Origin of the sequence: Micromonospora sp. DT229, assembly GCF_049844505.1 — a bacterium.
Lineage (GTDB): Bacteria > Actinomycetota > Actinomycetes > Mycobacteriales > Micromonosporaceae > Micromonospora.
This window is the reverse complement of sequence record NZ_JBNCLD010000018.1, coordinates 22971-49611: the sequence shown is the minus strand read 5'-3', so window position 1 is coordinate 49611 and position 26641 is coordinate 22971. Positions and strand designations below refer to the sequence as shown.

The following is a 26641-nucleotide window of genomic DNA, read 5'->3' as shown; positions in this document are numbered from 1 at the left end:
CGGGACCCTCGCTCAGGCCGTCACGTCACGCCGACCCAGCACGGCCAGCGACACCCCGACCGCCAGCAGGCAGTAGCAGGTGAGGGTGAGCAGGGCACGGGTCACGCCGGGACCACCCGGCTCCGGATCCAGCAGGGACTCCAGCAGCAGGCCGGGAAACCAGTGGCCGGCCGGCACCCACGCCTCACCCAGCACCTGCTCCACCGGACCGGCCCAACCGACCGCGATGGCCAGCGCCACCGGCACCGAGGGGACCAGCACCCCCAGCGCGGTACCGAGCAGCGCCCAGCCGGTGACCGCCAGCAACACCCGGCCGTAGTCGGCGGCCATCGCACCCCAACCGGCGGAGGTGAACCAGGGTGCGGGGGAGACCTCCATGGTGCTCACGAAGACCGCCGAGGCGGCCACACTGGCCACCATCGTGACGGCGATCGCGATCGCCGCGAACAGCAGCAGTGCGGCCAGCTTCCCGGCGACGAGTCGCAGCCGACCCGGCTGCTGCATGAGCAGGGTGCGCAGGGTTCCCCGGGAGAACTCCGCACCCACCGCACCGGCGAAGACCGCCAACAGGAAGGCACCGGCGAAGGAAGCGGCCATGGTGAAGGCCAGCGTGCCCCCCTCCGGCCGGGCGAACCCCTCCAACACCGGACCCTCGGCCCCGGCGGCGGCGGGTTGGGCGTTCAGGATGCCGGCCGCAGCCGAACCCACCGCGAACAGCAGCCCCACCAGGCCGGTGGCCACCAGCAGCCGGGGCCGCAGGAGCTTGACGAGTTCGGCGCGGAAGGCCCGGATCATCCGGCACCCCCCAGCATCGACAGGAACTGGTCCTCCAGGCTGGCCCGGGTACGGTGCAGCTCCGCCAGGACGAGGCCATCGGCGTACGCCAGGCGGTTGATCCGGGCCCCCGCCGCCGGGCCGGTGTCGGCCTCCTCGGCGGGCACCTCCACCACCACCTCGCCGCCCTGCCGCCGCGCCCGGAGACCCTCGGCCACCAGGAGCGCCAGCAGCCGCTCGGTGTCGCCGGGATGTTCGGTGGCCACGGTCAGCCAGCACCCGGCGCGGGCGGTCAGCGCCCGGGTCGACCCCTGGTACCGCAGCACCCCACGGTCCAGCACCAGCAGCCAGTCGCACACCTGCTCAAGCTCACCGAGCAGATGGGAGGAGAGCAGGACGGTACGGCCCCCGGCGGCGATCTCCGCGACCAGTCGGCGGATCTCGGCCATCCCGGCCGGATCCAGGCCGTTGCTGGGCTCGTCCAGCACGACGAGTTCCGGATCCCCGAGCAGGGCGGCGGCGATACCCAGCCGCTGCTTCATGCCCAACGAGTACGCCCGGAAGCGGTCCCCGCCCCGCCCGGCCAGCCCGACCTGGTCGAGCACGAGCGGAATGCGTCCCTCGTCGTGACCGCCCAGCGCCGCCAGCACCCGCAGGTTCTCCACCCCGGTCAACGCCGGATAGAAGCCGGGCCCCTCGATGAGGGCACCCACCCGCCGCAGGTAGCGGGCGGGGTGGGTGACCGGCTGGCCGAGCACCCTGGCCGTACCGCCGGTGGGTCGCACCAGACCCAGCAGCATCGCCATCGCGGTCGTCTTACCGGCACCGTTCGGACCGACGAACCCCGCCACCGCCCCTCGGGGGATGTGCATGGTCAGCCGGTCCACCACCGTCCGGTCGCCGTACCGTTTGGTCAGCCCGTCAAGGACGACCGCGGCGTCGTCCGGCACCGCCGGTGCGCTCCCGTGAATGCTTGTTCTCATGACCTCCAGCCTCGGCTTCGGGCCGGATCATGTCGTCATTCCAGTGTGGAGACCGCCCTACCTCAGGTGTTCGGCCCGCCCCCGGCCGGCTCGACGCCGGAAGTACCAGGACCGGGGTGGACCAGGCCGCTCTGATAGGCGAAGACCACCAACTGGGCGCGGTCCCGTGCGTACAGCTTGGCCATCGCCCGGCTCACATGGGTGCGTACCGTGGTCGGGCTGACCACGAACTCCGCCGCGATCTCGTCGTTCGACAGGCCCGCCGCGACCCGCACCACCACCTGGCGTTCCCGCTCCGTCAGCGAGGCCATGCCGGCGGGGACCGAACCGGTCGCCTGGGCCGACTCGTCCACCGGCGTGGTTTCCACGTACGCCGCGATCAGCCGTCGGGTGACCCCGGGTGACAACAGGGCCTCACCGGCGGCCACCACCCGGACCGCCCGGACCAGCTCGTCCGGATGGGTGTGCTTGACCAGGAACCCGCTCGCCCCGGCCCGCAGCGCCGCGAAGACGTACTCGTCCAGGTCGAAGGTGGTCAGGATCAGCACCCGGACCCCGGCCAGCCGGTCATCGGCCACGATCTGGTCGGTGGCGGCCAGGCCGTCCACCCCCGGCATCCGGATGTCCATCAGAACCACATCCGGGACCGTACGCAGACACGTCTCCACCGCCGCCCGACCGTCATCGGCCTCACCCACCACCACGATGTCCGACTCAAGGGCCAGCAGGGCCCGGAAACCGGCCCGGACCAGCACCTGGTCATCGGCGAGTACGACCCGGATCACCCGAACCCCTCCGCACACTGCTCGGACCGTTCCGGCGACGCCGTACGCCCGCTCGGCCACTCGGCGGTGACCCGGAACCCACCCGTCGGGGTCGGCCCGGCCACCAGCGAGCCACCGGTGGCCACCGCCCGTTCCCGCATACCGGCGATGCCGACACCACCCCCCGGCACCGGCCGGGGCGAATCCGATCCGGTGTCCTCGACCACGACCCGCAACCCGGCCTCCTCCGCGTAGCTGACCGCGACCCGGGCGCTGGCCCCGCTCGCGTACCGGGCCACATTCGTCAGTGACTCCTGCACGATGCGGTACGCCGCCAACTGCGCCGGCCCCGGCACCCGACCAGGGGGTACGGCGAAATCCAACCGCACCGCCGTACCGGACTGCCGGGCGGAGCACACCAACTCGGGCAGATCCGACAGCCCCGGCGCCGGCCCGAACGGGGCACCCTCCTCCCCGGAACGCAGCACCCGGACCATCGCGTTCAACTCGTCCAGCACGGTCGCACTGACCGCCCGGACCACCTCCAACGCCTCCCGCGCCACCTCCGGCCGGCTGTCGATCACCCGCCCCGCCATGCCCGCCTGCACGTTGATCGTCGCCATCGCGTGGGCCACACTGTCGTGCAGATCCCGGGCGATACGCAGCCGCTGCTCGGCCAACCGCCGATCCGTCTCCCGCCGCCGTGCCTCAGCGCGCAGCCGCGCCCGCTCCCGCCGCCCCGCCCGCCGCTCCCGCACTCCCGTCAGCGCGTCGGCGGCGAACACCGCTGCGGCACACCAACCCACGAAGGCCAGGTCGACCACCCCCGGCCCACCGTCCACGACCGCCCCGGCCACCAACACGACGAGGGACATGCCGGCGGCGAACCCGTACCCGACCCACCGACTACGCGCCCCACCCAGTGCGAACAGCACCATCAGCCCCGCCAGCAGAACCGGCCCGTCGGGGAAGTTCCCCCCGACGTACCCGAGCAGAGCTACCGTCACCAGAACACCGGCCGGCACCGGCCACCACCACACCGCGACGGCGGCCACCCCGGCGCACCCGACGAGGAACCAGGCCACCAGATCGGCACCCCGCTCGGCACCATCGGGCGCGACCATCGCCGTACCGGCCACCATCGCCACCACGCCGAGCACCGACCCGCCGACCCCGGCGAGCCGAGGCAACCCGGTCGATCTCCGCGCGCTCGCCACGGGCTCATTCTCCCGGCGCGGCGGCACCCACCGCGTCAACACCACGTGGAGATCCGGACGATCGGCGTACGCACCGCGTCGAGATCAACCGGAGCCGGCGCACCGTCGCCGGAACTCGGCGAGCCATTCCCGCACCTGCGCATCATCGTGCAGGTACGGCTGATCCGGTCTGTGGCGAAGATCGAGGCCGGCGAGAACTCCCAGGGCCCACCACACCGCCTCGTCGACCTCCACGTCCGCCAGGTCCCGCCGGGCCCGCTCAGCCCAGCGATCCACCTCCGCACGAGAGCTGCCGCCGGACAGTACGGCCGCGAAGTGAACCTCCACCTCGACCCGGCTGGGTGGGAGCGGCTGCCCTGACGTCACGCCGGAATGCTCCCAGGTCGGCGTCCGGCAGACTCTGCCCCCACGGCTGCCGACTGTCAGGCGGACATACTGATCATGTGATCGAGAATGCCGAGTTGGCGATCGAGTCAGTACGACGCTACGCCGCAGCCCTGGAGCGCGTACGGTCGGACCTGCTCGACGCCTATCCGGATCTTGTTTGTGTCCTGGATCTGATGGTGGCAGTGAGGCATACGCGAACGTTGCCCCGGGAGGGCATGTCGAGCACAGGTATCGAGTACTCGGTTCACGGCGCCGGCTGCCGGATGACGGATCAGCAAGGCCGCGAGGTCGACGTCGACCTGGTCGACGGTGTCGAGGCATTCGACGCCTGGCGGATCAAATGGTTCCTCGACGAACAGTCGGACGCCCGACCGTCGATCGAGGAGCTGCGCACGGCATGCTCCTACCTTTCCCAGTTGGGCGAACTGCGAGAGGTCCAAGCCGGCCGGTGGTACGCCCTGCCGGCTAGCTGAACCGAGCCACCCAGCGCCCTTCCGGAAGATCATCTTGGTCGACCGGTCTGTCTCTGACCACTTGGACGAGAGCCGGCCGAAGGCAGCGAGGCGATTCGGTCTCGGAAGGCGAATCGGTGATCGGTGATCATGGCTGTGACCTGGTGCCCCCGGCAGGATTCGAACCTGCGACACACGGTTTAGGAAACCGATGCTCTATCCCCTGAGCTACGAGGGCGCGAGGGCCTAGTCTAGCGACCTGGGGGTTCACCTGGGGTGGCAGGGAGTGGCCCACGTTCACCCACGTCGTCGGAAACCCTGTTCCCGCAGCCCATGACCACCGCCCGACCACATCAACCCCGGTTTTCGACCGGCGGTGGGCCGCGGTGACCAAGATTGGCACGGGTTGACCCAGGGTGGTATCGGCTGGAGAGCACACGCCGCACACATCAGGAAGATCATCCTCGCCCTGGCTTGGTCCGGATCAAGACTGGTTCCGGCGGGTGTCTGGCGAGAGGTCGCGTGCTTGGGCGCGGCGCTGTCCCGGCCGAGTGGCCTTGAGGTCACGGCGAGCTTTTCGTTAGTCTATGGGCATTCTGTCCTATCCCCCTGATTTCGGATGACTTGTGTGGTAGGTCGTAGGTCGCCTCGGACAGTAAATTTTCTTGCTGAAAATTCTCTGAAGATCTCGTTGCGTGAAGGCGTTGGCTGGGCCGGTGGAGAGGTGGGCCCTTGATGCGCGCTTTATGACGGTATTCGGCGGCAGGTGTGATCTGGCGGCCCGCCTGATGGGTGCGTTCGGTGACCGTCCTTAACGGACGGTTGTCGATCATGCTCTTGTGTGGGCGTCGATGGGGTGTCTAGCGTGTCGATCAATTTCTTGGATCGACGGGGGGCGTTGTGATGCTTGCTGGCCGCCGTGGGGGCACTGCGTTTGACCGTTTTGGGGCGCGGGGGAGGGTCAGGGCGGGAGCCTTGGCGGTCGCGGTGTTGCTGGGGTTGTTGCCGGTGGTGCAGTTACGTGGCCCGGCGGTTGCGGCGGGGCCGGTGTTGGAGCCGGGTGATTCGACGTCGGTGGCGAGTGTGGGGGTGCGGCAGCAGGCGCAGGATCCGGATCCGGATGACGAGGTTACGGTGACTGATCCCCTTCCGGCGGGCACGTTTCCTGAGGGTGGTGAGGCGGTCCTCGACCTTCAGGGTGATGCCGGGGATCGGCAGGCGTTCGGGTTGACGGTCGAACCGGCCGGTGAGGCGCCCGCGGGTGAGGGTGTGGCAGGGCGTGGCCTGGCCGGTGGTGAGGTCGGGTCGGTGCGGGTGCGGTCGTTCGATCGGGCGACGTCGGTGGCGTTGGGTAACGCGGGCCCCCTGTATTCGCTTTCCCGTGCGGACGGGGCGGCTGGTGCGGGTGCGGTGCAGGTGGTGGTGGATTACTCGGATTTCGCGCAGGCGTATGGGGGTTCGTTCGCTGACCGGTTGACGTTGGTGCGGTTGCCGGGGTGTGCGGCGACGACGCCTGAGGTGCCGGAGTGTTCGGCGGATCCGGTGTGGGTGTCGGCTACCAACGATCCGCACGCGAAGACGTTGACGGCGGTGGTCGAGGTCGGCGGCGACGCGACGGCCGCCGGTAGTCGGACGGGTGTGTTCGAGGGTTTCGGTCCGGAGTCGGCGGTCGAGTCGACGGGTGTGTATGCGTTGGCGTCGTCGGCGTCGGGTGGGTCGACGGGTTCGTACACGGCCACGGATTTGAAGCCGTCGGGGTCGTGGCAGGTCGGGGAGAGCGCCGGGTCGTTCACGTATTCGTATCCGCTGCCGGAACCGCCGTTGCCGTACGGGCAGACCCTGGGCTTGGAGTTGTCGTACAGCTCGTCGTCGGTGGATGGGATGACGCACGGGACGAACAACCAGTCGGGTCCGGCGGGGTTGGGGTGGTCGTACTCGCCGGGTTATGTCGAGCGGACGTACAAGCCGTGTCGGACGCATAAGACGGAGATGTGTTGGGAGTCCCCGGATGGTGAGGACGGGGAGTCGGCGACGAATGATGCGGGGGCGTCGCATATCACGATCTCGTTGCAGGGGCAGTCGACGCAGATCGTGAAGACGACGGCGGGGGTGTGGAAGCCGGTCGATGATCTCGGGTGGCGGGTGGAGTTCCTGGCGGGTGGGGCCGAGGACGACGGTTATTGGAAGGTGTGGACGCAGGACGGTACGGAGTACCGGTTCGGGTTCGTGCGGGACTCGGTGTGGAAGATGTCGTTCCTCGGTGACGAGGCGGGCGAGCCCTGCTACGACGTGTATCCGGCGTCGTGTCGGGATCCGTGGCGGTGGAACCTGGACCGGGTTCGCGATGCCAACGAGAACGAAACGTATCTGCACTGGACGCGGGAGACGAACCATTACAAGCGGGCGTTGAGCGGGTCGATCCTGGAGTACGACCGCGGTGGGTATCTGTCGGAGATCGAGTACGCAAAGAACGTCACCGAGGCGGGCGCGGTTCCGGTCGGCCGGGTGGTGTTCGGGTGGGCGCACCGGTGTGTGGAGCGCACCGCCGAAGATGACCCGTTCAACAACGAGCCGGCGACCTGTCCGGCGTTGTCGTCGAACCCGAACTCCTACCCGGACGTGCCGGGTGACCTGGTCTGCGGGTCGTCGTCGTGTGGGAACTACACCCAGTCGTTCTTCACCAGCAGGATCCTGGACCGCGTCATCTCCTACCAGTGGAACGCCGGCACCGGAGAGTGGAACAACATCGCTCGGGTTCAGTTGCGGTACAAGGTGTCCAACCCCACCGGCCTGACCGAGCGGGCCTTCGTCCTGGACTACATACGCCCCAGCGGCCTGATCGGTGCGGACGCGAACAAGATCGACCTGCCGCCGGTGGACTTCGACTACGTCGACGGCGTGCAGCCGAACTTCCGCGACGGCCGCGTCGACTACGACGAGTCCGGACTCGGTGTGTCCGCGATGCGGATGCCCCGCCTGCTGGTGGTCCGTAACGGCTTCGGTCGGCGGACGGAGGTCACGTACGGGACGCAGAAGCCGTGCCCGCAGGGCGGGTCGAACCAGTCGGGCTACAACAGTTGGCACAACGGCAAGGTGGGTAACTGGGACGTCAACACCGAGGACTGCTACCCGATCTTCCACACCCCACCCGGCGCCGACCCCGGCTTCGGCATCTTCCACAAGTACCTGGTCAAAAAGGTGGTGGTGAAAGACCAGGTGGGTGGGTCACCGGACCAGGTCACCCAGTACGACTACACGGTCGGAAACCCAGCCTGGAAGAACCCCAACAACCCCCTCGTGCCCGACGAGTACGAGTCGTGGAGCACCTTCGCCGGCTACAACCGCGTCCGCGTGGTGCAAGGCTCCGGCACGGATCCGTCGAAGTACACGGTGTGGATGTCGAACTTCTTCCGCGGCATGTACCACGACATCTACGACCCCGGCAGCGGCGGCGGTATCAAACAAACCACCGTCACCGACTACGCCGGTGACACCTACGACGACCACTACGCCCGCACCGGCCGGACCCTGCAAACCCGCCACTACCGGATGACCACCTACAACGCCAACCCGGCCAACGCCTCCTACACCGAAGTCGCCAGCACCCGCTACGACCACGTCATCCAAGGCAGCTACAACGGCCCCGGCTACGCCAACCCCCGCCAAACCCGCACCGGCCTGGAGAACACCCGCGTCAAACTCGACGACGGCAGCTGGCGACACAGCGAAAAGAAGACGGTCTACGAGTCGACGTACGGGCTGCCGATCCGGCTTCATCAGTACAACCAGGTCGGCGTCGCGGACAACACCTGCACCTCGTACACCTACGCGCAACGTGACGCACCGAACTCCTACTACATGATCAGTTTCCCGGAGCGGGTGGAAACCTGGTCCGGCGACACCTGCGGATCGGGCACACTCCTCTCACGCGCGGTGACCTTCTACGACACCTACACCGTTGAAGGCTCCCAGACCCCGTTCGACGGTAACGTCGCCGAGACCCGCACCTACGCCAGCCCGACTGCCTACATTTCCAGTGGTCGCAGCACCTACGACAACATGGGCCGGATCCGCACCACGACTGACCCCGCAGGACTGACCACCACGACCAACTACAGTCCAGCGATCAACTGGCCCGACAACGGGATCACCAGTACCGCTGGCGGCGGCTTCAACCACACCGTAACCACTGTGATCGACCGGCACACCGGTCAACCGTCGAAGATCACCGACCTGAACGGCAAGGTCACCGACCTCGTCTACGACCCAGTCGGTCGCCTGGCAGAGGTGTACCTGCCAGGGCAGGCTAAGTCCTCCGAGGTGCCGTCGCTGCGGTTCAGCTACCAGATCATCTCAAGCGGCATCGGACAACCGACCGCCCCAGCACGCACCAAGACCGAGACACTTCAATCCCACATCGGCAGCCCTGTCTACCTAACCTCGTTCCAATACCTCGACGGCCTCGCCCGTATCAGGGAAGCGCAGCAGCCCGGCCCGAACGGCGGACGAATCGTCACCGCCACCACCTACGACGCACGCGGCAACATCGCCGCCACCACCGCCCCCTTCCACAACAGCTCCGCCGCCGGAGCCGGGCTCGTCAACCCCAACCTGGCCACCGTCCCCGCCATCCGCGAGACCAGCTACGACCACCTGAACCGGGCCACCACCCAGGTGGACAAGAAACTCGGAGCGGCGTGGCGACAAACGGCCACCACCTACCACGGCGACCGCATCACGGTCATTCCCCCGACCGGCGGCACCAAAACCGTCAGCCACACCGACGTCCGAGGCAACATCACCCGCCTGGACCAGTACACCTCGGCCACCAACCCGAACACCTACCAGAGCACCACCTACACCCATGACCTCCTCAACCAACTCACCAAAGCCGTAGACCCTGCCGGCAACATCTGGACCAACACCTACGACCTCGCTGGCCGCCCGACCCAGAAAGCCGACCCAGACTCCGGCACCACCACCACCCACTACGACCCTGCCGGCAGAATCGCCTACACCATCGATGGACGCGGACAAAAGGTTTCCGCCCAGTACGACGGCAAATCCCGCGTCGTCGGCCGCTGGGCCGGTGATGTCACCACAGGCACCAAACTCGCGAGCTACGTCTACGACACCATCGCGAAGGGACAGTTGACCTCCTCCACCCGCCACGACGTAGGCGGCAACTACACCACCGCCGTGACCGGCTACACCGATGCCTACCAACCCAGCGGCACCGCCGTGACCATCCCGGCGGCCGAAGGAGCACTCGCTGGCACCTACACCAGCACCCTCACCTACGACAAGGCCGGACACCTCACAAGCAGCAGCCAAGCAGCTGTAGGGGGCCTACCCGCCGAAACCATCACCTACGGCTACGACAACAACGGCTACCCCACCACCGTCACCGGCCTGGACACCTACGTCGCCGCCACCAGCTTCTACGCATACGGCCCCATCCACCAACTCCTTCTCGGTTCCGCCGGCAAGCGAGTCCGGCTGACCAACACCCTCGACCAGCAAACCGGTCGACTCGCCGCCAGCAGCATCGACCTGGAGAACACCCCCGGCTCCTTCACCCCCAAGTACGGCACCGCCTACCGCTACGACGCCATCGGCAACATCACCTCCATCCTCGGCAGCACCAACGGCACCGCCGACCAGATCGAATGCTTCCGCTACGACCCACTACGCCAACTCACCACCGCCTGGACCGGCAACACCCCATCCGCCACCGTCTGCGACCAGTCCCCCCAGCGAGGCGGCAACATCGACCCCTACTGGCGATCCTGGGAATTCGACACCGTCGGAAACCGCACCAAACAAACCGACCACAACCCCGTTGGCAACACCACCTGGACCTACACCCACCCCAACCCCGGCGCCAGCCGCCCCCACGCTCTCACCAGCGTCGCCGCAACTGGCCCCCTCGCCACCACACCAACCCGAACCTTCACCTACGACGCCAGCGGGAACACCCTCGCCCGTCACACCGAAATCGGCGCAGCGCAGCAACTGGCATGGGACGCCGAAGGCCGCCTCGACACCGTCACCGAAGGCACCGACGAAACCACGTACATCTACGACAGCGAGGGCAAACGGCTGATCAGCCGAGCCCCCGATAAAACCACCCTCTACCTGGGCGCTACCGAGCTCACCCTTGCCGCCGGCGCCACCCAAACCGACGGCACCCGCTACTACACCGCAGCCGGCCGCACCGTCGCCGTCCGTACCCACACCGGCCTCGTCTGGAGCGGGGGAGACCACCACGGCACCGAGCAAGTCCAGATCAACGCCGACAACCTGACAACGAACCGCAAGCGGCTCATGCCATACGGCGAAGACCGCACCACTCCTCCAAGCATCTTCCTCGGCACCCGCGGCTTCGTCGGCGGCACCCGCGACGACACCGGCCTCACCCACCTCGGCGCCCGCGAATACGACCCCACCCTCGGCCGCTTCATCAGCGTCGACCCCCTCCAAGACCTCACCGACCCCCAACAGTGGAACGCCTACAGCTACGCCAAGAACAACGCCACCACCTTCGCCGACCCCACCGGCTTCATCCCCTGCGAAGACAGCGACTGCAGACGAACCGCACCCAGAAACCCCCCGAGCGGCGGTGGCAACGGCGGCGGTGGTGGGAACGGCGGCGGAAACGGCGGTGGAAACGGCGGTGGCGGTGGCAATAGGGTCGACATTGGAAACTCCACCCTCGGCGGAGAGAACAGCGTTGCCAATCTGTTGACACCTAACTGGATTGCTTTCCAGGAGTTCAAGACCTACTTTGAGGATCTTCCGGCATTCGAACAGAGAAGAATATTCTCCAGGGTCTGGTGCAACAACAACCCGAAGGCCTGCGCAGCGTCTGATCCCGGTGGAATCGAAGCAGGAGCTGAATTCATCGCGCAAGTCAGCGGGTACGCCGACGTGCGAGACTGCACCCAAGGTAGCGCCTCGGGTTGCGCTTGGACGGCAGCGGGCCTTCTTGGGGGTGCAATCCTGAAGGGCGCATACAAGTTAATACGTGGCGCCGACAACGCCATTGACGGAGCGAGAGTCGCATGCAGCTTTAGCGCTGAGACTAGGGTCCTGATGGCGGACGGAACAACCAAGGCCCTCAGCGAACTCAAGGTTGGCGACGAAGTCCAAGCAAGTGACCCAGAGGCTGGCAAAAGCGGCAAACGTAAAGTCACGCACGTTTGGATCCACGAGGACGACCTGCGCTCCGTTGGTGTAGAAGGGATCACCCTCGCAACTACTGAGGACCACTCCTTCTGGAGTGAAAGTGATCGCCAATGGATGCGCGCCGACATGCTTCAACCAGGCGACCAGCTAGCCAACCCCGCTGGAGAACCCGTACAGGTCACTGAAGGTACCTCGAAGTTCTCCTGGCGCTCGCTCGCCTACAACCTCACGGTCGACGACATCCACACGTACTATGTGATCGTCGGCAACACGGCTGTCCTCGTCCACAACACGGGCGCGTGCCCGAGGACGTGGATAGATGGCAACAAGCTTCGCCACCATTACATGAGCAAGAACAACGATGGTCAAATGCATGCTGCTGATTTCGGAATCCTTGGCGACTTCAACAAAATTAACGGCGAGCGGTTTGTGGCCGCAGTTCAGAGTTTCGTCAAAGCGCCCGGCACCATATCGATGCGTGGAACTTTCCGCGGGCAGGATGCAATCCACTATGTGGATTCCAGGGGGCTCCATGCCTCATTCGCTGCAAGTGGACCTAATGCGGGGATGTATCTCGGTGGGTGGAGATCCGCGACGAACTCGGACCAGTTCGCCTACCTGATTAATGATGGTGTGCTGTAGGATCCAGCGGAAAGGCGATCGCATGGAGGAACAACCCACTGTTGAGCTTAGGCTCACAGTAGATGAGGCGCTTGTGATGTCCGACTGGATCCATCGCCTGCAGGAGCAAGGAATCCCGTTGAGTGACGAGGCGGTTTGGATGCCTTTGTATCGAATTGGCGGTGTGCTTGAAACAACGCTGCCGGAGATATTTGATCCAAGCTATCACGACCGAGTTCAAGCCGCGCGAATGCGACTTTTGGAGAAGCTTGGAATGATTGAAAGGCCAAGCGAGTAGGAGGGATTGTTCAAATAGCGGCTGATCGACCGATCAAGCGAAAGGCGCCAGATGACGACCCAGATCACCTTGGGCAGGAGCCGGCCGCTGGGCCGGTGTCATGGATGAGCAGGTGCTCGCGGTGCTGGTGGATCGAGCCCGTGGTGACAGGGTAAAGCTACGGGTACCTCAGCGTCGACAGCTACCCCCCGGCGTATCACCGTCAAGGTGACTCGGATCTTCGACTGGCCATCGCCGGGAGCACCCGAGCGGGAGGCAGGGGTGCCTTCCCCGGCAAGGCGCCCCTGCCTCCCGCTGTCCTTCCGACCGGCTACATGCTCCCGACGCCGCACTGCGCCCGACCAACCCTTTCAGTAGGGCCAGAAGCGGATACGCTCCCGGCCCTACGTGGTGGTGGAAAGCCGGATCCCGCGAGGGACCGCGCTGCGGCCTGGCGAAGAGCGAACTTGCCCGGTAGGTCGGACTCTGCGGCCGATAGTTCGCGATACACAGTACGGCGATGGGTAGCTGTCGATCCGGCCCTGATCGGCCATGGTCGGGGGTGCTCCGTGGGTGCTCGGACGTCGGGGGACTGGCCCGGACGGACTGGACTGGGCCGGATTTCCGACCCTAGTACTCCAGCCGGGGATGTTGACCTCGGCTGAGCTGCGGGTCAGTGTCGGTGCGGGGACGAGGGCAGCCACCGTCGATCATGGATAGTTGTGTGGACCAACCATGACGCAGCGGTGGCTGCCGGATACAGGGTAGACGCCCAGCGGTGGCGGGTGTTGTTCGACGACCTGATGCTGACGGTCGGGCAGCGTTTCCGCAGGCCGGAGCCTCGCCGCCGGGTGCGGGCCTTCGTGCGGGGCCTGCTGGCACCGTTGCCGCGGAAGAACTGCTGGACGATCGCGGAGCACGCCGGGGACGCCGGCCCGGACGGGATGCAGGACCTGCTGACTCGGGTGACGTGGGACGACACGGCCGTGCGTAGCGACGTGCGCGAGTTTGTCGGGCACCACCTCGGTGAGGTTGAGGCCGTGCTGGTCATCGACGAGACCGGTGACCTGAAGAAGGGACGGCACACCGTCGGCGTTCAGCGGCAGTATTCAGGCACCGCCGGGAAAATCGAGAACTGTCAGCTCGCGGTGCACCTGGTCTACGCCACCCAGCGTGCTCACGCGATGCTCGACACGGCCCTCTACCTGCCGAAGTCCTGGTGCGACGACCCCGAACGACGTGCTGAGGCCGGCATCCCGGATACCGTGCGGTTCGCGACCAAGCCGCAACTGGCAGCCCGGATGATCGAGGCCGCGGTCACCGCCGGACTGCCGTGCCGATGGGCGGCCGGCGACGAGGCTTACGGCAACGATCCGCGCCTGGCCGCCCGGCTCCGTCAGCTGCGACTGAGCTACGTCCTGGCCGTCGCCTGCTCGCACCAGGTGATCACCGGCATCGGCACCTACCGCGTCGACGCCCTCGCTGCGGAACTTCCCGCCACCGCGTGGCAACGGGTGTCCGCCGGCCCGGGCGTGAAAGGCCACCGCTACTACGACTGGTCCTTCACCGCCCTGCCTAACGCCACCGACGACCAGGGCGGGCACCACTGGCTGCTGATCCGCCGCAACCGCCGCACCGGTGAACTGGCCTTCTACCGCTGCTGGTCACCCCAGGCCGTCGCGCTCGGCACCCTCGTCGCGGTCGCTGGCCGCCGCTGGAAGATCGAGGAGTCGTTTCAGGCCGCGAAGACCGGACTCGGCCTGGACCAGCACCAACACCGCCGCTGGACGTCCTGGTACCGCTGGACCACCCTGACGATCCTCGCCCACGCCTTCCTCGCCGCCGCAACCTGCGGCCACCGCCACCGCTACCAGCCAGTCGGGCTGATCCCGCTGACCGTCAACGAGCTACGCCACCTGTTCCACATCCTGATCATCGAACCCACCCGCCGACGCTGCGACCCGCTGCTCTGGTCAATCCGCCGACGCCGACACCAAGCCCGCTCTATGACCAGCCACTACGCCCGACAAGCCCTCATCGAGCCGTGATCACGATCCCCGGCTGGAGTACTAGCCGGGGCGGGTCGGACAGGTTGCCTTATTCATCGAGGCATGTGACCGCGAATCAGAAGTTATGTGCCCAACTCGAATGGACCGAGCGGGGCCCTGAAAATCCTGCTCTTGATCCATCAACACCGACCAGGGCAAACGTCGATTGCTGATCTCCAACAAGAGACCACAGCAGCGCCCAAAGAGATAGGCCGATGTGGGGAAAGGCAGAAATCTGCAGGTAATCAGCCTGCAGAGCTGGCAGAGACCAGTCCTAGGAAGATCATCATGGTCGGGGCTCGGCCCGGATCAGATCGGTCCGGGCGGGTGTCTCATGAGAGGCCGCGTGGGCGCGGCGCTGTTCTGGCCGGGCGACTTTCAGGTGTTGGCCAGCTGCTCGTCATTGTCGCTGCTCAGGTGGTCTGGATTGTGGTGTGTTGACTGTCGCGGGCGGCTGTGAGGTGGTGTAGTTCCTCCAACGCTGAAGGCACCTGACTGGCGAGCTGCTCGGCTCGAATGAGGTTGGTCGCACCGGTGCGGCGGTAAGCGTCGTAGGCGTCGAGGAGCCGTGCAGCCTCAGTGCCGGGCCAGTGCTGGTCGAGGGTGGCCACAACGTCGGGCAAACGGAGCAATCCATGTGCGTCAACGGTGAGGGCGGTTTGGCGGGCAGCGCTGGATAGCACTGCCAGGGTGCGGCGGGCGCGATCGATGCGGTCGGTGTCGGCGGTGGGTGTCGCCGCCTGGCGTTGGTAGGAGAAGTCGCGTAGATGGCCGATATCGGCGGCCAGGTTGGCGGTGTGGGGCACTTCCGGCAGGGACGCTGCACGGGTGCCGGCCACGATCGGGACGTCGATGTGGGTTCGACGCAGAACAGCGTGCAGCTTCATGGTGTGCAGCCGTTCGAGCCCATCGGCACCGTCTCCGTCGGGGTGGGTGAGGTGGAGTGAGGTGCGGATGCCGGTTTGGTGGCTGACTTTGTCGGTGAGTTGGCGCAGGGCGATGGCGGGCGGGGATGCGGGTTCGAGTCCCCAGGCGACGAGGTCGAGGTCGCTCCAGCCTTCGATGAAGTCTCCGCGTGCGGCGGAGCCGCAGAGGGCGGCGCCAGCGCCGGGGTGCTTGGCTAACAGGGCGTTGGCAGGTTGGCTGAAGTTCCATACCGTTTGGCTGAGGGTGTCGCTGTAGTCGAGCGGGCCGCTGCGGCGCCAGGCGATGATTTCCTCGGCCCGTCGGACGTACTTGTGGAAGCTGGCGTGGCTCGCGGCGGTCAGCGCGTCGGATAGGTCGTGCCATTGAGCGGCGACGAACCCTTCGGTCTGCCGCGCGGTCGCGGTCGTGTCCGTGGTGGCGAACAGGAACCAGTCGACAGTCTTCTGCGCTGGCGTGCCGTGGTGGTCGGTGAAGCGGTATGCCTCCTGTCCGAGGTAGGCGACGTAGCGCATGTCGTGCAGTGCGGCCTCTTCCGATACTTCTCGGGCGGCGGCGATCAGCGGTGACTCGCCTGGCTCGATGCGCCCTTTCGGGGCGACTACCTGGCGCTCGCCGGTGGTACGGATCTGTTCCAACAGCAGCATCCGCGGATGTTGGAGGTCTGCGCAGACGACGATCGCGCCGGCGGAGGCGTACAGCCGTGTCATGAGGGTTCCGTTCTCGTGATGGAAGGGCAGGTCGCGGCGTAGACGTCGTCCAGCGTCGCCGTGAAGTGGGCGAGGTCGTGGCGATTGTCGATCCAGTGATCGGCGATCTGCCGCCAGCGGGACAGTTGCTCGTTCAAACGCTTTCAAGCGTCCTTGGCCTTGACGAGAGCGCGGGCCGCAGCGTGGTCGTCGTTGAAGGCAGCCGTCAGGCGTTTCACGCCGCCGACCCTCGCCAACCAGCGTCTGCTCATGATCATCGGGGAGATATATGGCCATCCACGGAGAGAACCCTGGCCATCAGCGGGGCGGTAAATGGCCGCCTATGGGGATCTTTCACTGGCCGCCGACGCCCTTCCGTGGCGTCGGCGGGCCTGTCCAGCGCCAACAGCTGCCGACGAAGCACGTAAGGCGTCTTTTGCGATCTCCACTGCGTTGTGGAGTGTTCGGAGGGTTGCCTCGGGCATTGAGCCGACCCTGAGCCCGGCTGTTGTCACGACGTGGGTGAGAGCCTGCTCATGTGGCTCTTTGAGGTGCAGGGTGGTGCGGTGGCCGAGGACTTCCCGGGCGGTATATCCGTCAGGCGCTTCGAGGGCCTCGGTTGCCACGTGGTGCAGGAGGTGTTGGGCTGTGGTTTCGTCGTGCGCGCTGGACAGCGTGGTGGCCGTGAGACCCCATCGGACTCGATAGACGGCGTATCCGGCGACGGGCTGGTGTGCGACGAACTGCTCGACCATGGCGGACACCTGTTGGCCGAACGTTCCCGGCGCTGCGCACATGGTCCTCAAACATGAGCCGACCTGCTGTTCCCACGGCTCGGTGATGGTGCTGTCATCGAGGACGCTGCGGGCGGTGTCGGTGTCTCCGTGCAGGAGGTGGGCGATGATCGTCGCTTGCCGTCCTTCCATGAGGTGACCACCGATGCCGTTAAGTGTGTTGGCGTGCGCGGCGGCGTCGTCCCAGCGGCCGGCGAGGGCGAAGACGCGGATGCCTTCGCTGAGGTGTTGTAGCCAGGTCCACCGGCGAAGCTTGCCGAGCTCATCACGCGTGCCGGCCAGGTTGGCCAGTGGCAGTCTCTGACCGTCGACGACCAGGTTGGTACCTGCGTTGATGGCCTGGTACATCGCTTTGAGCAGGTGGAGTGCGGGCTGGCCGTTGTCGGCGCGGATCTGGAGGCGGGCGAGGTTGAGGACGGGTTCGAGCAGGTAGCTGGCCTGTAAGGCGGTAAGCGAGGGCCGTTGGCGGTAGATGTTGATGTGCTGCCAGCACCATTGGCGGGCCAGGTCCGGCAGGCCGCAGTCGCTGGCGATCAGCGCGGCCAGGTTTAGGGCGTGTGCCGCGTCGGCCATGCCGTTGTCGTTCTGCGCGGCTGCGATCTCCGCGATCTCGGCGACTTCGGTGACGCGGTCGGTGAGGGCGGGGCATGCGGGTCGAGGTCGGCCGAGCAGGGGGAAGCGGCGGATGGCGGCGTGGATAGTGGTGGGCTGGACGCTGGTGTTCATGGTCAGCTCCGGGGCAGGAACGCTTCGAGTGCGGCGCGGGCAAGGATGCCCTGGGTGCGGGCGGGTAGCCCGAGCCGGTTCCAGTGGAAGATCACGATGTGGCTGATGACAGCTCGTAGCCCGCGGTGCAGGGTGCCGGCTGTTGCGGCGGCGGCGAGTGCGCGGCCGGCATGGGTGTACGCGGCGTGCCATGGAGCGGCGGAGGGCACCACACCGCCGGCTGCGAACAGGGCGTTGTCGGTGTCGGGCGCTATTGCGAGCAGTCCGCGCAGGCTGGCAGTGAGCGCGTGGATCCGGGTGTCGGTGATGTCGTCGATCGGGCGTAGCTGGGCGACTCGCGCGAATACGTCGCCGCGTTCGAACCAGTCCAGCCCGGCGGCCTGGAGGAGGCCGCCGAGCAGGAGGAGGGACAGTTCGCGGCGCCCGAGGGCTGGCTGTGGTTGGCGTAGGTAGGTGAGGACGCCGCGGCTGTCAGCACAGAAGAGGTCGTGCACGATTCGGATGCCGGATGTGCCGCCGAAGGCAGCACTCTCCGGCTCGTACAGGCTGGGCCACCACTTGGCGATCTCACCGGCTGCGGTGAGATCGTCGAGGACGTGGTTCACGGCGTCGACGTGCGCGTCGGCGAAGCGGATGCGCCAGCAGGGATATTTGCGGAGGAACCACCAGCCGCCGCACGCGCCCATGGTCACAAGGTGGTCGAGACCGGGCCCGAGCGAGGTGACCGCAGTCGTCTCCGCGGTGCTCCAATCAGTGAACTCGACGCGTACTTGGTACCACTGGCCGGCGGCGTGTTCCGCGAGCGCGGCGCGACCGGCACGGTGGTAGGTGTCGACGGCGTCAGCGAGGTCGGCGGGATCGATGGCCGCGGCTGCTGCGGCTGTCTGCACAGGGGTGCCGGCGAGCACGGTGAGCACGCTGGCGGCCAGTGCGGTGGTGGTCAGGTGATCAGCAGGCATGTGTCCCATCCCGTGCCGGTCGTGCCGTGTCGTGCGGTCTCGGCTGCCAAGTGGACGCCCGTATGGCCGGTCAACAGTCCGGCGTTGCCGTGCTGGTCATGGTTGTGGGCGGCCGTCTGTATGGCCGTGGCCAGGGCGGGCAGCTGTTGGGTGAGGGCGGGGTTCTGGGCGTCGGCGGCAGCCTGGTGTGCGGTGGCGTAGAGGCCGGCGAGGCCGTGGCAGAGGCCACGGTCGGTGAGCCGGTTGAGGTGAGCATCGGTGAGGCAGGCGGTGAGTGCGTGTTCGGCGTCCGCGCGGCGAGCCGGGTCGTCGGTGGCGATCGCGGCGAGCTGGAGTGCACGGGCGATGCCGGGCGTGCCGTAACACCACGAAGGCCGGCCCGGTGCGGACTGGCTTACGCGCCCGGCCCGTAGGTCGTCGAGCGTGAGCCACTGCGGCCACCAACTGCCGCCGTCGGCGTCGTGCTGGCGCCATCGGTCGAACCATTGGGTGAGCTGGTCGATGGCCTCGGCGTGGTGCTCCACGACGTGGCCGTGACGCATCGCGAGGGCAAACAGGGCGAGGATTCCCGCGGCCCCGTGCGCCATACCGAGGTTCGCGTGTCCACCCGGCGTCGGCAGCGTCGGGTCGGGGTCGTGGGCGGCCCACCAGCCGGGCAGCAGGAGGCCGTCCTGCTCGCGCGGGCGGACCAGAACCGTCAGGTAACGCAGCACATCGGCGAAGGTGTCGCTACGGGGCATGCGCTGCATCAGCAGGGCGCCGATGCCGGTGAGGCCGTAGAACAGGTCGTATTCGCCGAGCGAGCCGGTACCGCCGTGCTGCATGCGGGCGGTGGCGGCGGTGAGGCGGCGGCGGGTCAGCCGGGCCAGGTGGTGCTCGAGGGTCGCCGCGGCTGTCTCGTAGCGGTCGTCTGCCCTGGCGGCGCAGTGCAGGAGAAATGCGATGGCGGGGGTGCCGTAGTACAAGCCGGTGTGTGGGCCGCCATCGAGCGGCCCGGTCGCCGCTGCCCGGATCTGCGCATGCGCGTCTGCCCAGGATCCGGTACCGGCGACGGCGCGTTCGAGGTGTAGCAGGGCGATCCCCGCCGTGCCGGTGGCCAATGACTGGCGGACGGCATCCGGGCCGTTCATCGGCGGCGGTTCAGGACCGGCATTGGCCCTGGTGCTGGTCGCTGGCCTGTTCATTGCTGACCCGTCCGGGCCAGGGCGCGCAGCGCGGCGGCGCGGGCCAGACGGTTGGTGCTCTGTTCGAAGGTGGGATCGATGCCGAGTGCACGGATGTGGTGGTCGCGTAGCAGGGTTGGTAGGAGACCGGACGGGTCGCGCTGTGCGGTGAGGGCGCGGAAGTAGCGGCGTAGGGCGGTGTCGCGGATCGACCACGCGTTGACAAGCGCCTCCTCTACGATGTGCGGCTGCCGCATGTCGATAGATGGGTCGGCCAGTCGTAGCGTTTGCTCGCACAGTGCGCGGTCCAGCGGCCCGGTTCGTTGCGGCAGGCACCGCAGCAGGGCGCGATATCCCGCTTTTTCGTCGGTGGCGAACGCGGCGGCGAGCCGAGCCATGGACGCGGCGGCCAGCGCCTGCGCCGACAAGCCGAGATCGGCGGCGGCTGCTACCTGGGCGATCACGCAGGCGGTGTCGGCGGCGAATACGTCCTCGGCTGCGGCAAGCGCCTCGTCGCAGCCGTAGCGGCCGGGGTGGTCCTGGTGCGGTACGAGCGACAACTGGCCGGGCAGGCCGCGGGCGGTGAGCTCGGCGGCGAACGCGGCCAGGGCTGCGGTGACGGTCGGGTGGTGCTCGGGCGCGGCCAGTCGGAGTACGAGGATGAGGTGCTGGTCGGCGTCGATGCGGACCAGATCCCGCTGGCGGCGAATCCACCACCGGTGTACCTCGTCGCTCAGTGCCGCGGTGAATGGAGCGAGGTGCCGGATGATGTCGTCGAAGCGGGCCGGGTTGCCGGCCAGCCGCGCTTGCACCACGTCCGTGGTGCCGGGCACCTGAAGCCGACCGGGCGGCGCGAGGTGGGGCAACGGCCGGGGCGGTGGCGCGATGGCGAGCATTGGAATCAGCAGCTCGGCGGCACGGCCGACCCACCCGTGATCGCCGGGCGTGGCGTCCTCGTGCAGCTCCACCCGTCCGGCCTGTGCCAGACGGTGGCGCAGCAGCGTCCGGTCGAGGCGGTGGTCGAGATTCAAGGGCTGGCGGAACTCACCGTGACAGAGCACGACGTGGGCAGGGACTCGCCAGCGCCGCTGCCACGCCTGCAGCGCGGACTCCCAACCCTGCCCAGTCCCTGGCGACAGGTCGCGGGTGGTGAGCAGCCATCGGGCGGCAGCGAGCATCGTCCGGCGATACCGCACCCGTGGCAGGTACGGCAGTGTGCGGGCGGCACCGACGTCGAGCGGACCGAACACCGCGGTGCGCGCGTCGGCGACCTCGGCGAGAAAGCGTGCCAGCGGGGGGCTTTGCACGACGGTGTCGAGTGCGTGCGGGATGTGCGGGATGACGCGGCGGCCGGTGGAGATCTGCACCAGGTACATCTGGTCGGCGTCGGCGGTGACGGCCAGATCATCGAGGCTGATCGGATTACCGGTGGGATGCTCGGCGAGCGCGACGATGTCGGGCAGGAGCTGGGCAACCCGGGTCACGTTCTCGTTGTGCGGGCGGCGCGGCGGGAACGACAGCTGCACCGCCACCGCGTCGCCGCTGTCAGAGCCCGGCGCGCAGGCGGCAGCAAGCTGAGCCTGCTGATGCTCGTCGAAGAGGTAGATGAATCGGCCGGCCATGCTCGTCGGCATGCTTGGCGCCGCGGTGAAACGCAGCCGGAAGTCACCTCTGTCGAGGGCCTCGATCGACGCGGCGTGGACCGCCACGCCGAGTTCGATGCGTGCCGGCGGTACGACGTCTGCCGGTTCACCCACGGTCAACGCTTGGACGTCCGCGTCGGTCAGCGTGATCTCGCCGTGTCCGTCGAGCGCTGCCCGTTGCACCAGGGCGAGGAACGCCGCGTCGCGTTCGTTGACGCTGCGCCAGCTGGGATGGGCGCGAGGCGCACCGAGGTAGCCGGTGGGGTAGCCGAGCCCGGAGTCAGCGAGCAGGTCTCGCACCGTCACGAGCGCGCCTTGGCCGTAGCGGGCTCGGAATCGGGACCGGTAGTCCTGCCAGGCAGTCGTCCCGAACGGCTTCGTGCTGACCCGCAGCAGGACGTGTGCGGCGTCGACAGCTTCCGTCACCACCTCCTCGGGAACGCGGATCTGAGCATCGAGGTGGGTGTCGACGGCAAGCGTGTGCCGGCTGCCGGCAACGATCTGGCGCATTCGCTCCGCGACCGACGTCCGGGCTGCGGCCGCCTGCCGTAGGTCGTCGGTGTCGTTGTGCTGATTGATCAAGTGTCGGACGATCTGAAGATTGCGGAGCAAGGCCGCAACATCCCCGAACTGCTCGCCCTCGGCGGCTGTCACTGTCTCGATCACGTGCGTGAGGCCGTCGACAGCCGTCATCGGCGGCCGTAGAGCGCTGATGAGAGCGCCCTGCCGCAACAAGTCGTCGAGGACAGTGTTGATCTGTTCGGGCCGGGCCGTCGGGAACCGCTCGGCCAGCGTGGCGACGAGATCTTCATACCGGACGGGAACGGTGGCGCTGGCGAGCGCCGCCTGGACAGGCACCGTGTAGCGAACGGACGCGTCGCGCAGAGGTACCGCCTTGCCGTCGCCTGGGTCGGCACGGCGGGCGGTGATGAACCGGCCGTCACGAACAACGCCGGTGTTATCGGCAATTACGGGCAGTCGACGGCGCAGTTGCGGATGCTGCTCGAGTCGATCGATCACGGCCCTAAGCCATTCGCTGTCGACCCGTGCCACCGCGCGGTGTTGTCGTCCGACCGTAACGCTGCCCGTCCCGACGGCAGCGATCGTGACGCCGGCGAACAAACCGAACGGTGTGGTCCGCCGCTGCCACCGCAGCAGATAGCCGGCGACGGAGATGACGGCCCGGCGAACGACTTTGGCCGTGGCCGTGTCGGGGCTCGCGCCGACACGGTCGAGCTGATCGGCGAGAGTGGGGCTCGCCAGGGCCAGGGCATCACGAACGTCAGCGCGAGCCCACGTCTTCATCAGCCAGGGCAGGCCCTCCCGCAGCACGGCAGTGTCGCTGGCTAGGTCCAGGTGAGAAGGCACATTAAGGTCGCCGGGATCCGTTGTGGCGCGCACCATGATCACGCCGGAACTGCGGAAGATAGGCGGAGCTGGCACGGCGTACGTCTCCTCAACGGAAGGACCGCACCGTCGGCGCCCTGTTGGACGCCGACAGCATGGTCGGGATGAGGCCCGGATCAGACCGGGTCGCAGGATTTGGTCGTGCAGGCGCTCGTGCTGCAGCTACTGCCGCAGCCGTCGCTCGTGCTGCACATCATGATCACCAGTGGGGTCGTGGACTCCACGACTCGCATGTCGAGCACGAAGTCGTCGTCGGTGGTTGCGGTGGGGGCGTCCGTGCGCTCGAGTTCCAGCAGCGGGGCCATGGTCTTCACGCTCCTTGAGTAGGTCGAACAGGGGTGGGGTGCACCTGGCTGGGGCGGGCTAGCTCGCCGTCGGCCAGGAGATCGTGAGTAGTCCGTACGTCTTCGTCAGCGCCGCTACGTTGCCCGGCACAGGGTCAGCGCTGGTACCGGCCGGCCAGTAGGCGAACGTCGGTGCCGGCCTGTGGCGTGCCTTTTGATGCCAGGACTGGATTTGCTCTGTCATAGCCGCTGCGGCGTCCGTGCCATGGGCCCCGAAGGCGCGGGCCCCGAGCTCGGCGCCCGAGTCGCCGTCGGCCGAACGCCAGGCCAGGTAGGCGAACGAGTCACCGCGCACGACGCCGAACGGAAACCAGCGGGACTCGTCGGCCAGCTCGGTACCGTCGTCCGCCGCGAGCAGGCAGAAACCGGGCAGGAATCCGGCCAGCCACAGGTGCAGATCCGCGAAGGACTCGCTGTGCCCGACCGTGACCCCCGACCAGACCTCGCTGCGTTCGGTGTTCAGCACACCGTCCAGCTGACGGACGTCGTTTGGGACACCGACGTCGAATCGCAAGCTGACGAACCGCCCCTGCCGGTCGGGCAGCCGGAAGATCCGTTCGGGCCGCGCGCCCTCGCCCTGCAGGGGCACGAACCCCGCCACCTCACTTGAGGTGCTGGTCAAGTGGTCGCCGTCGCGGCGCAACGCGATCGTGCGGGTCACCCCGTTCATCCGCAGCGGCACCACGATCACTCCGTCCGGGGCGAGGTGAGCCAGCCAGGCCGGAGGGATGTCCCACGCACCGACCGTGACGAGGATTCGATCGAAAACGCCCTCGCCGGGCAGGCCGCGCACCGCGTCGGCCCGCAACACCCGCACCCGGTCGTCGTAGCCGGTCTCGCGCAGCAGCACCCTGGCCCGGTCGGTGATGTCGGCGTCGATGTCCACACTGACGACGTGGCCGTTCACCCCGACCACCTCGGCCAGCAGCGCCGCGTTGTAACCACCCGAACCGATCTCTAGGACCCGCATCCCGGGCCCGACACCGGCTTGCTCGATCATGCGGGCCTGGATGTACGCGGCGCTGACCGAGGACAGGTGCGCCCCGTACTCGTCCGTCTTCGTGATCACCGATCGGTCTACGTCGTAGACGACCTCGAGTGGTGTGCCAGCGGGCACGAAAGCATGCCGCGGGACCGTACGGAACGCCGCTTCCACGACCAAGGAAGTGATCATGCCGTCAGTCATAAGCCGATCGACGAGGGCATCTCGCAGGCTCCTGGCTTGTTCCGAGGACTCCGATGTGTCAGCTATGTGCGTCACTCTGCGTTCCAATCTCTGGGTTCTCTTGCCATTTGCTCGTGACAGGGTGCCGGGTGTAAGCAGCGCGCCACGCAGGGCAGGGCTGCACTCGGCCTACGGTCCGGAAGATCCCGCCTCGGGCAAAACGATCACCTGCTCGCCGGATGAAAACGGGACGCTGAAGGCCAGCGCCACGGCGCTGCGTGCTGAGGGTCTACCAACCGGTGCCGGTGGGAATGCCGACTCGTTGTCCGACCCTGTACGACCTGAAGCTGATCTGTGCTTCGGAAGCCATACCGTGTAGGCACACACCGGCCTGTACCAGGGCAGAGGGCCGGTGGACGGAGAGACCTTTGGGCAGGTGCTACGCAGGGTTCGCCGCGAGCGACGCTTGTCGCTGCTGTAGACCATGGCCTCGAAGTCGATCTCCGCGACTCCCCGTGGATTGCCCTCATCCTCCAACCCTCACTCGCCGGGTTGCCAGATTGAACGCGCAAGATGCGGACGGAATGGTTGTCCGCATACCCGCCTCCATCGACGTGCGCATCCGGCCCGACCCGCCCGGGCGATGATGGTTGCGCCCTACCGATCGCCGAGTGACCCTATGTCTGCACGGCTTCAAGGTGATCGGAAACAAGGGCCGGAGGAGGCGGTGTCATGGGCCAGACCCCACGGCCACTCGAGCCGTCCATGTCCGAGCGCCACTTCTTTGGCGCTGAGCTACGTCGTCTGCGTGAGCAAGCCAACCTTTCGCAGGCGCGGCTGGGCGCCATGATCCGATACAGTGCCGACCTGGTTCGCCGGGTCGAGACAGCAGACCGTTTTCCCTCTCGGGAATTCGTCGACGCGTGCGACAAGGCGCTGGCGACTGACGGTGCCTTGATGCGGCTGCTACCACTACTCGAAACCAGGCGGAACAGTGAGCGTAGGCCCTCAGCCGCAACACCGAGCAGCCATGTCGTTGCAGGTAGCCTGCTGCCGGTCCCCGCATCGGTGTCGCTGGCTGAGATGGTCATCCGCGTTCCGGTCCAGCCAGGTGTCCTCGACCGCGCTGCGTTGAGCTGGTTGAACAATCCGGCGACTCACTCGCGGTCCCGTACCGAGCAATCCAATCCGCTGCGTAACGTCACGGAGGAGAGGCTCTTGTCCGCCGAGACTGCGCTGATGATGTTTCGGCAGATGGACCACACCCACGGTGCCGGACGGGTCCATGCACAGGTACAGCGATACATCGAAGGCGAGCTGAACTGGCTGCTCGCGAACAGTTCAGCCTCAGAAGCCGCCGGCCGGCGCCTCTACACGCTCGCAACGGGGTTCTTCGAACTGTGCGGCTACCAGGCTGTTGATACCGGCGCACACGGTCTCGCCCAGCGCCGTTACCTACGCGCACTGCGGCTGACCCAGGCCGCCGCCGACCGCCTCTACGGAAGCTACCTGCTCGCGGTGAACATTGGCCACCTGGCGTTGCACTGCGGTTACCCCGAGTCGGCTCTGGGAGTGGCGCTTACAGCGGTGAGGGGAAGTGAAGCTCAGGCGACGCCAGCTGTGAGCGCCGCCCTGCACGCCGTCGTCGCACGCGCACACGCCCGACTGGGACGCGAGAGCGACTGCCTTGCCCACCTCGACATCGCAGAACAGCAACTGGACCAAAGTAGTCCTGATGGTGAGCCGTACTGGATCCACTACCTCACCCCGGCATATTTGGCTGATGAGATCGCCCACTGCTTCCACGATTTGGGTAGACCAAAGCAAACCCAACGGCACATCAGGGACGCTCTGGCCGCGTTGAGTTCCACCCACATCCGCCGACTCGCCATCGACACCGCACTCCTGGCGTCGTCGCTGGCTGCTGCCGGACAGATTGATGAGGCGTGCGCGACTGCACGGGAAGCAGTGGATTACGCCGCGAAGATCTCCTCGCACCGCTGCTTGCAGCGCATCGTCGAGGTGCAGACCGACCTCGAGCCCTACAGGTGCGAACCGGAGGTTCGCGAGTTCGGCGAGTACGTGCGGCATCAGTTGCCGCTGGCAGCGGTGTGAT

At 67.2% G+C, this 26641-nt stretch carries 18 protein-coding genes and 1 tRNA gene; 5 read left to right on the top strand and 14 right to left on the bottom strand.

What is annotated here, in order from left to right; translation table 11 throughout:
* Positions 1–12 precede the first annotated feature (12 nt).
* The 5 genes from ACLQ2T_RS23400 to ACLQ2T_RS23380 form a co-directional block, all read right to left on the bottom strand.
* Positions 13–795 carry an ABC transporter permease gene (locus tag ACLQ2T_RS23400; RefSeq protein ID WP_425768502.1) on the bottom strand — a complete coding sequence of 261 codons (783 nt, stop codon included), beginning with the start codon at positions 793–795 and terminating at the stop codon, positions 13–15.
* Positions 792–1757 carry an ABC transporter ATP-binding protein gene (locus ACLQ2T_RS23395; protein WP_425768501.1) on the bottom strand — a complete coding sequence of 322 codons (966 nt, stop codon included), beginning with the start codon at positions 1755–1757 and terminating at the stop codon, positions 792–794. The genes ACLQ2T_RS23400 and ACLQ2T_RS23395 overlap by 4 nt, the downstream gene beginning before the upstream one ends.
* A 62-nt stretch (positions 1758–1819) precedes the next feature.
* Positions 1820–2542 (bottom strand): response regulator, encoded by a 723-nt coding sequence (locus ACLQ2T_RS23390; RefSeq protein WP_425768500.1) that lies wholly within the window; start codon positions 2540–2542, stop codon positions 1820–1822.
* A complete protein-coding gene (locus tag ACLQ2T_RS23385) occupies positions 2539–3738 on the bottom strand; it encodes a sensor histidine kinase (RefSeq protein WP_425768499.1) in 1200 nt (399 codons plus the stop codon). Before ACLQ2T_RS23385 ends, ACLQ2T_RS23390 begins: the two co-directional genes overlap by 4 nt.
* A gap of 84 nt (positions 3739–3822) precedes the next feature.
* Positions 3823–4104, bottom strand: coding sequence for a hypothetical protein (locus ACLQ2T_RS23380; RefSeq protein ID WP_425768498.1), 282 nt, complete (start codon positions 4102–4104; stop codon positions 3823–3825).
* A 77-nt stretch (positions 4105–4181) separates the two neighbouring features.
* On the opposite strand from ACLQ2T_RS23380, the gene ACLQ2T_RS23375 reads away from it, so the two are divergent.
* Positions 4182–4598, top strand: coding sequence for a DUF6896 domain-containing protein (locus tag ACLQ2T_RS23375; RefSeq protein WP_425768497.1), 417 nt, complete (start codon positions 4182–4184; stop codon positions 4596–4598).
* 141 nt (positions 4599–4739) lie between these two features.
* Here the strand turns inward: ACLQ2T_RS23375 and ACLQ2T_RS23370 are convergent.
* Positions 4740–4815, bottom strand: a tRNA-Arg gene (locus tag ACLQ2T_RS23370).
* 737 nt (positions 4816–5552) lie between these two features.
* Here ACLQ2T_RS23370 and ACLQ2T_RS23365 point away from each other — a divergent pair.
* From ACLQ2T_RS23365 to ACLQ2T_RS23355, 3 genes are all read left to right on the top strand, one after another.
* Positions 5553–12407 (top strand): polymorphic toxin-type HINT domain-containing protein, encoded by a 6855-nt coding sequence (locus ACLQ2T_RS23365; RefSeq protein ID WP_425768496.1) that lies wholly within the window; start codon positions 5553–5555, stop codon positions 12405–12407.
* Between the two features lie 22 nt (positions 12408–12429).
* Positions 12430–12684: a hypothetical protein gene (locus ACLQ2T_RS23360; protein ID WP_425768495.1), complete on the top strand. Its 255-nt coding sequence runs from the start codon at positions 12430–12432 to the stop codon at positions 12682–12684.
* 782 nt (positions 12685–13466) lie between these two features.
* Positions 13467–14711, top strand: a complete 1245-nt coding sequence (locus ACLQ2T_RS23355; RefSeq protein WP_425768577.1) for an IS701 family transposase — start codon at positions 13467–13469, stop codon at positions 14709–14711.
* A 413-nt stretch (positions 14712–15124) separates the two neighbouring features.
* On the opposite strand, the gene ACLQ2T_RS23350 is transcribed toward ACLQ2T_RS23355, so the two are convergent.
* The 8 genes from ACLQ2T_RS23350 to fxlM form a co-directional block, all read right to left on the bottom strand.
* On the bottom strand, positions 15125–16345 hold the full coding sequence (locus ACLQ2T_RS23350; RefSeq protein WP_425768494.1) for an NUDIX domain-containing protein: 1221 nt from the start codon (positions 16343–16345) through the stop codon (positions 15125–15127).
* A complete protein-coding gene (locus ACLQ2T_RS23345; protein ID WP_425768493.1) occupies positions 16342–16482 on the bottom strand; it encodes a hypothetical protein in 141 nt (46 codons plus the stop codon). The genes ACLQ2T_RS23350 and ACLQ2T_RS23345 overlap by 4 nt, the downstream gene beginning before the upstream one ends.
* A gap of 183 nt (positions 16483–16665) precedes the next feature.
* A complete protein-coding gene (locus tag ACLQ2T_RS23340; protein ID WP_425768492.1) occupies positions 16666–17844 on the bottom strand; it encodes a hypothetical protein in 1179 nt (392 codons plus the stop codon).
* A gap of 2 nt (positions 17845–17846) precedes the next feature.
* The gene (locus ACLQ2T_RS23335; RefSeq protein WP_425768491.1) at positions 17847–18803 is read right to left on the bottom strand and encodes a thiopeptide-type bacteriocin biosynthesis protein; all 957 of its coding nucleotides are present in this window, start codon (positions 18801–18803) and stop codon (positions 17847–17849) included.
* Positions 18785–19933, bottom strand: a complete 1149-nt coding sequence (locus ACLQ2T_RS23330; protein WP_425768490.1) for a lanthionine synthetase C family protein — start codon at positions 19931–19933, stop codon at positions 18785–18787. The genes ACLQ2T_RS23335 and ACLQ2T_RS23330 overlap by 19 nt, the downstream gene beginning before the upstream one ends.
* Before the next feature lie 50 nt (positions 19934–19983).
* Entirely contained in the window at positions 19984–23013 is a 3030-nt protein-coding gene (locus ACLQ2T_RS23325; protein WP_425768576.1) for a lantibiotic dehydratase, read from the bottom strand.
* 119 nt (positions 23014–23132) lie between these two features.
* The gene (locus tag ACLQ2T_RS23320) at positions 23133–23321 is read right to left on the bottom strand and encodes an FxLD family lanthipeptide (RefSeq protein ID WP_377679418.1); all 189 of its coding nucleotides are present in this window, start codon (positions 23319–23321) and stop codon (positions 23133–23135) included.
* A 58-nt stretch (positions 23322–23379) separates the two neighbouring features.
* The gene (fxlM, locus tag ACLQ2T_RS23315) at positions 23380–24621 is read right to left on the bottom strand and encodes a methyltransferase, FxLD system (protein ID WP_425768489.1); all 1242 of its coding nucleotides are present in this window, start codon (positions 24619–24621) and stop codon (positions 23380–23382) included.
* A 636-nt stretch (positions 24622–25257) separates the two neighbouring features.
* Here fxlM and ACLQ2T_RS23310 point away from each other — a divergent pair.
* Complete coding sequence (locus ACLQ2T_RS23310; protein WP_425768488.1) at positions 25258–26640, top strand: helix-turn-helix domain-containing protein; 1383 nt, start codon at positions 25258–25260, stop codon at positions 26638–26640.
* Position 26641 lies beyond the last annotated feature (1 nt).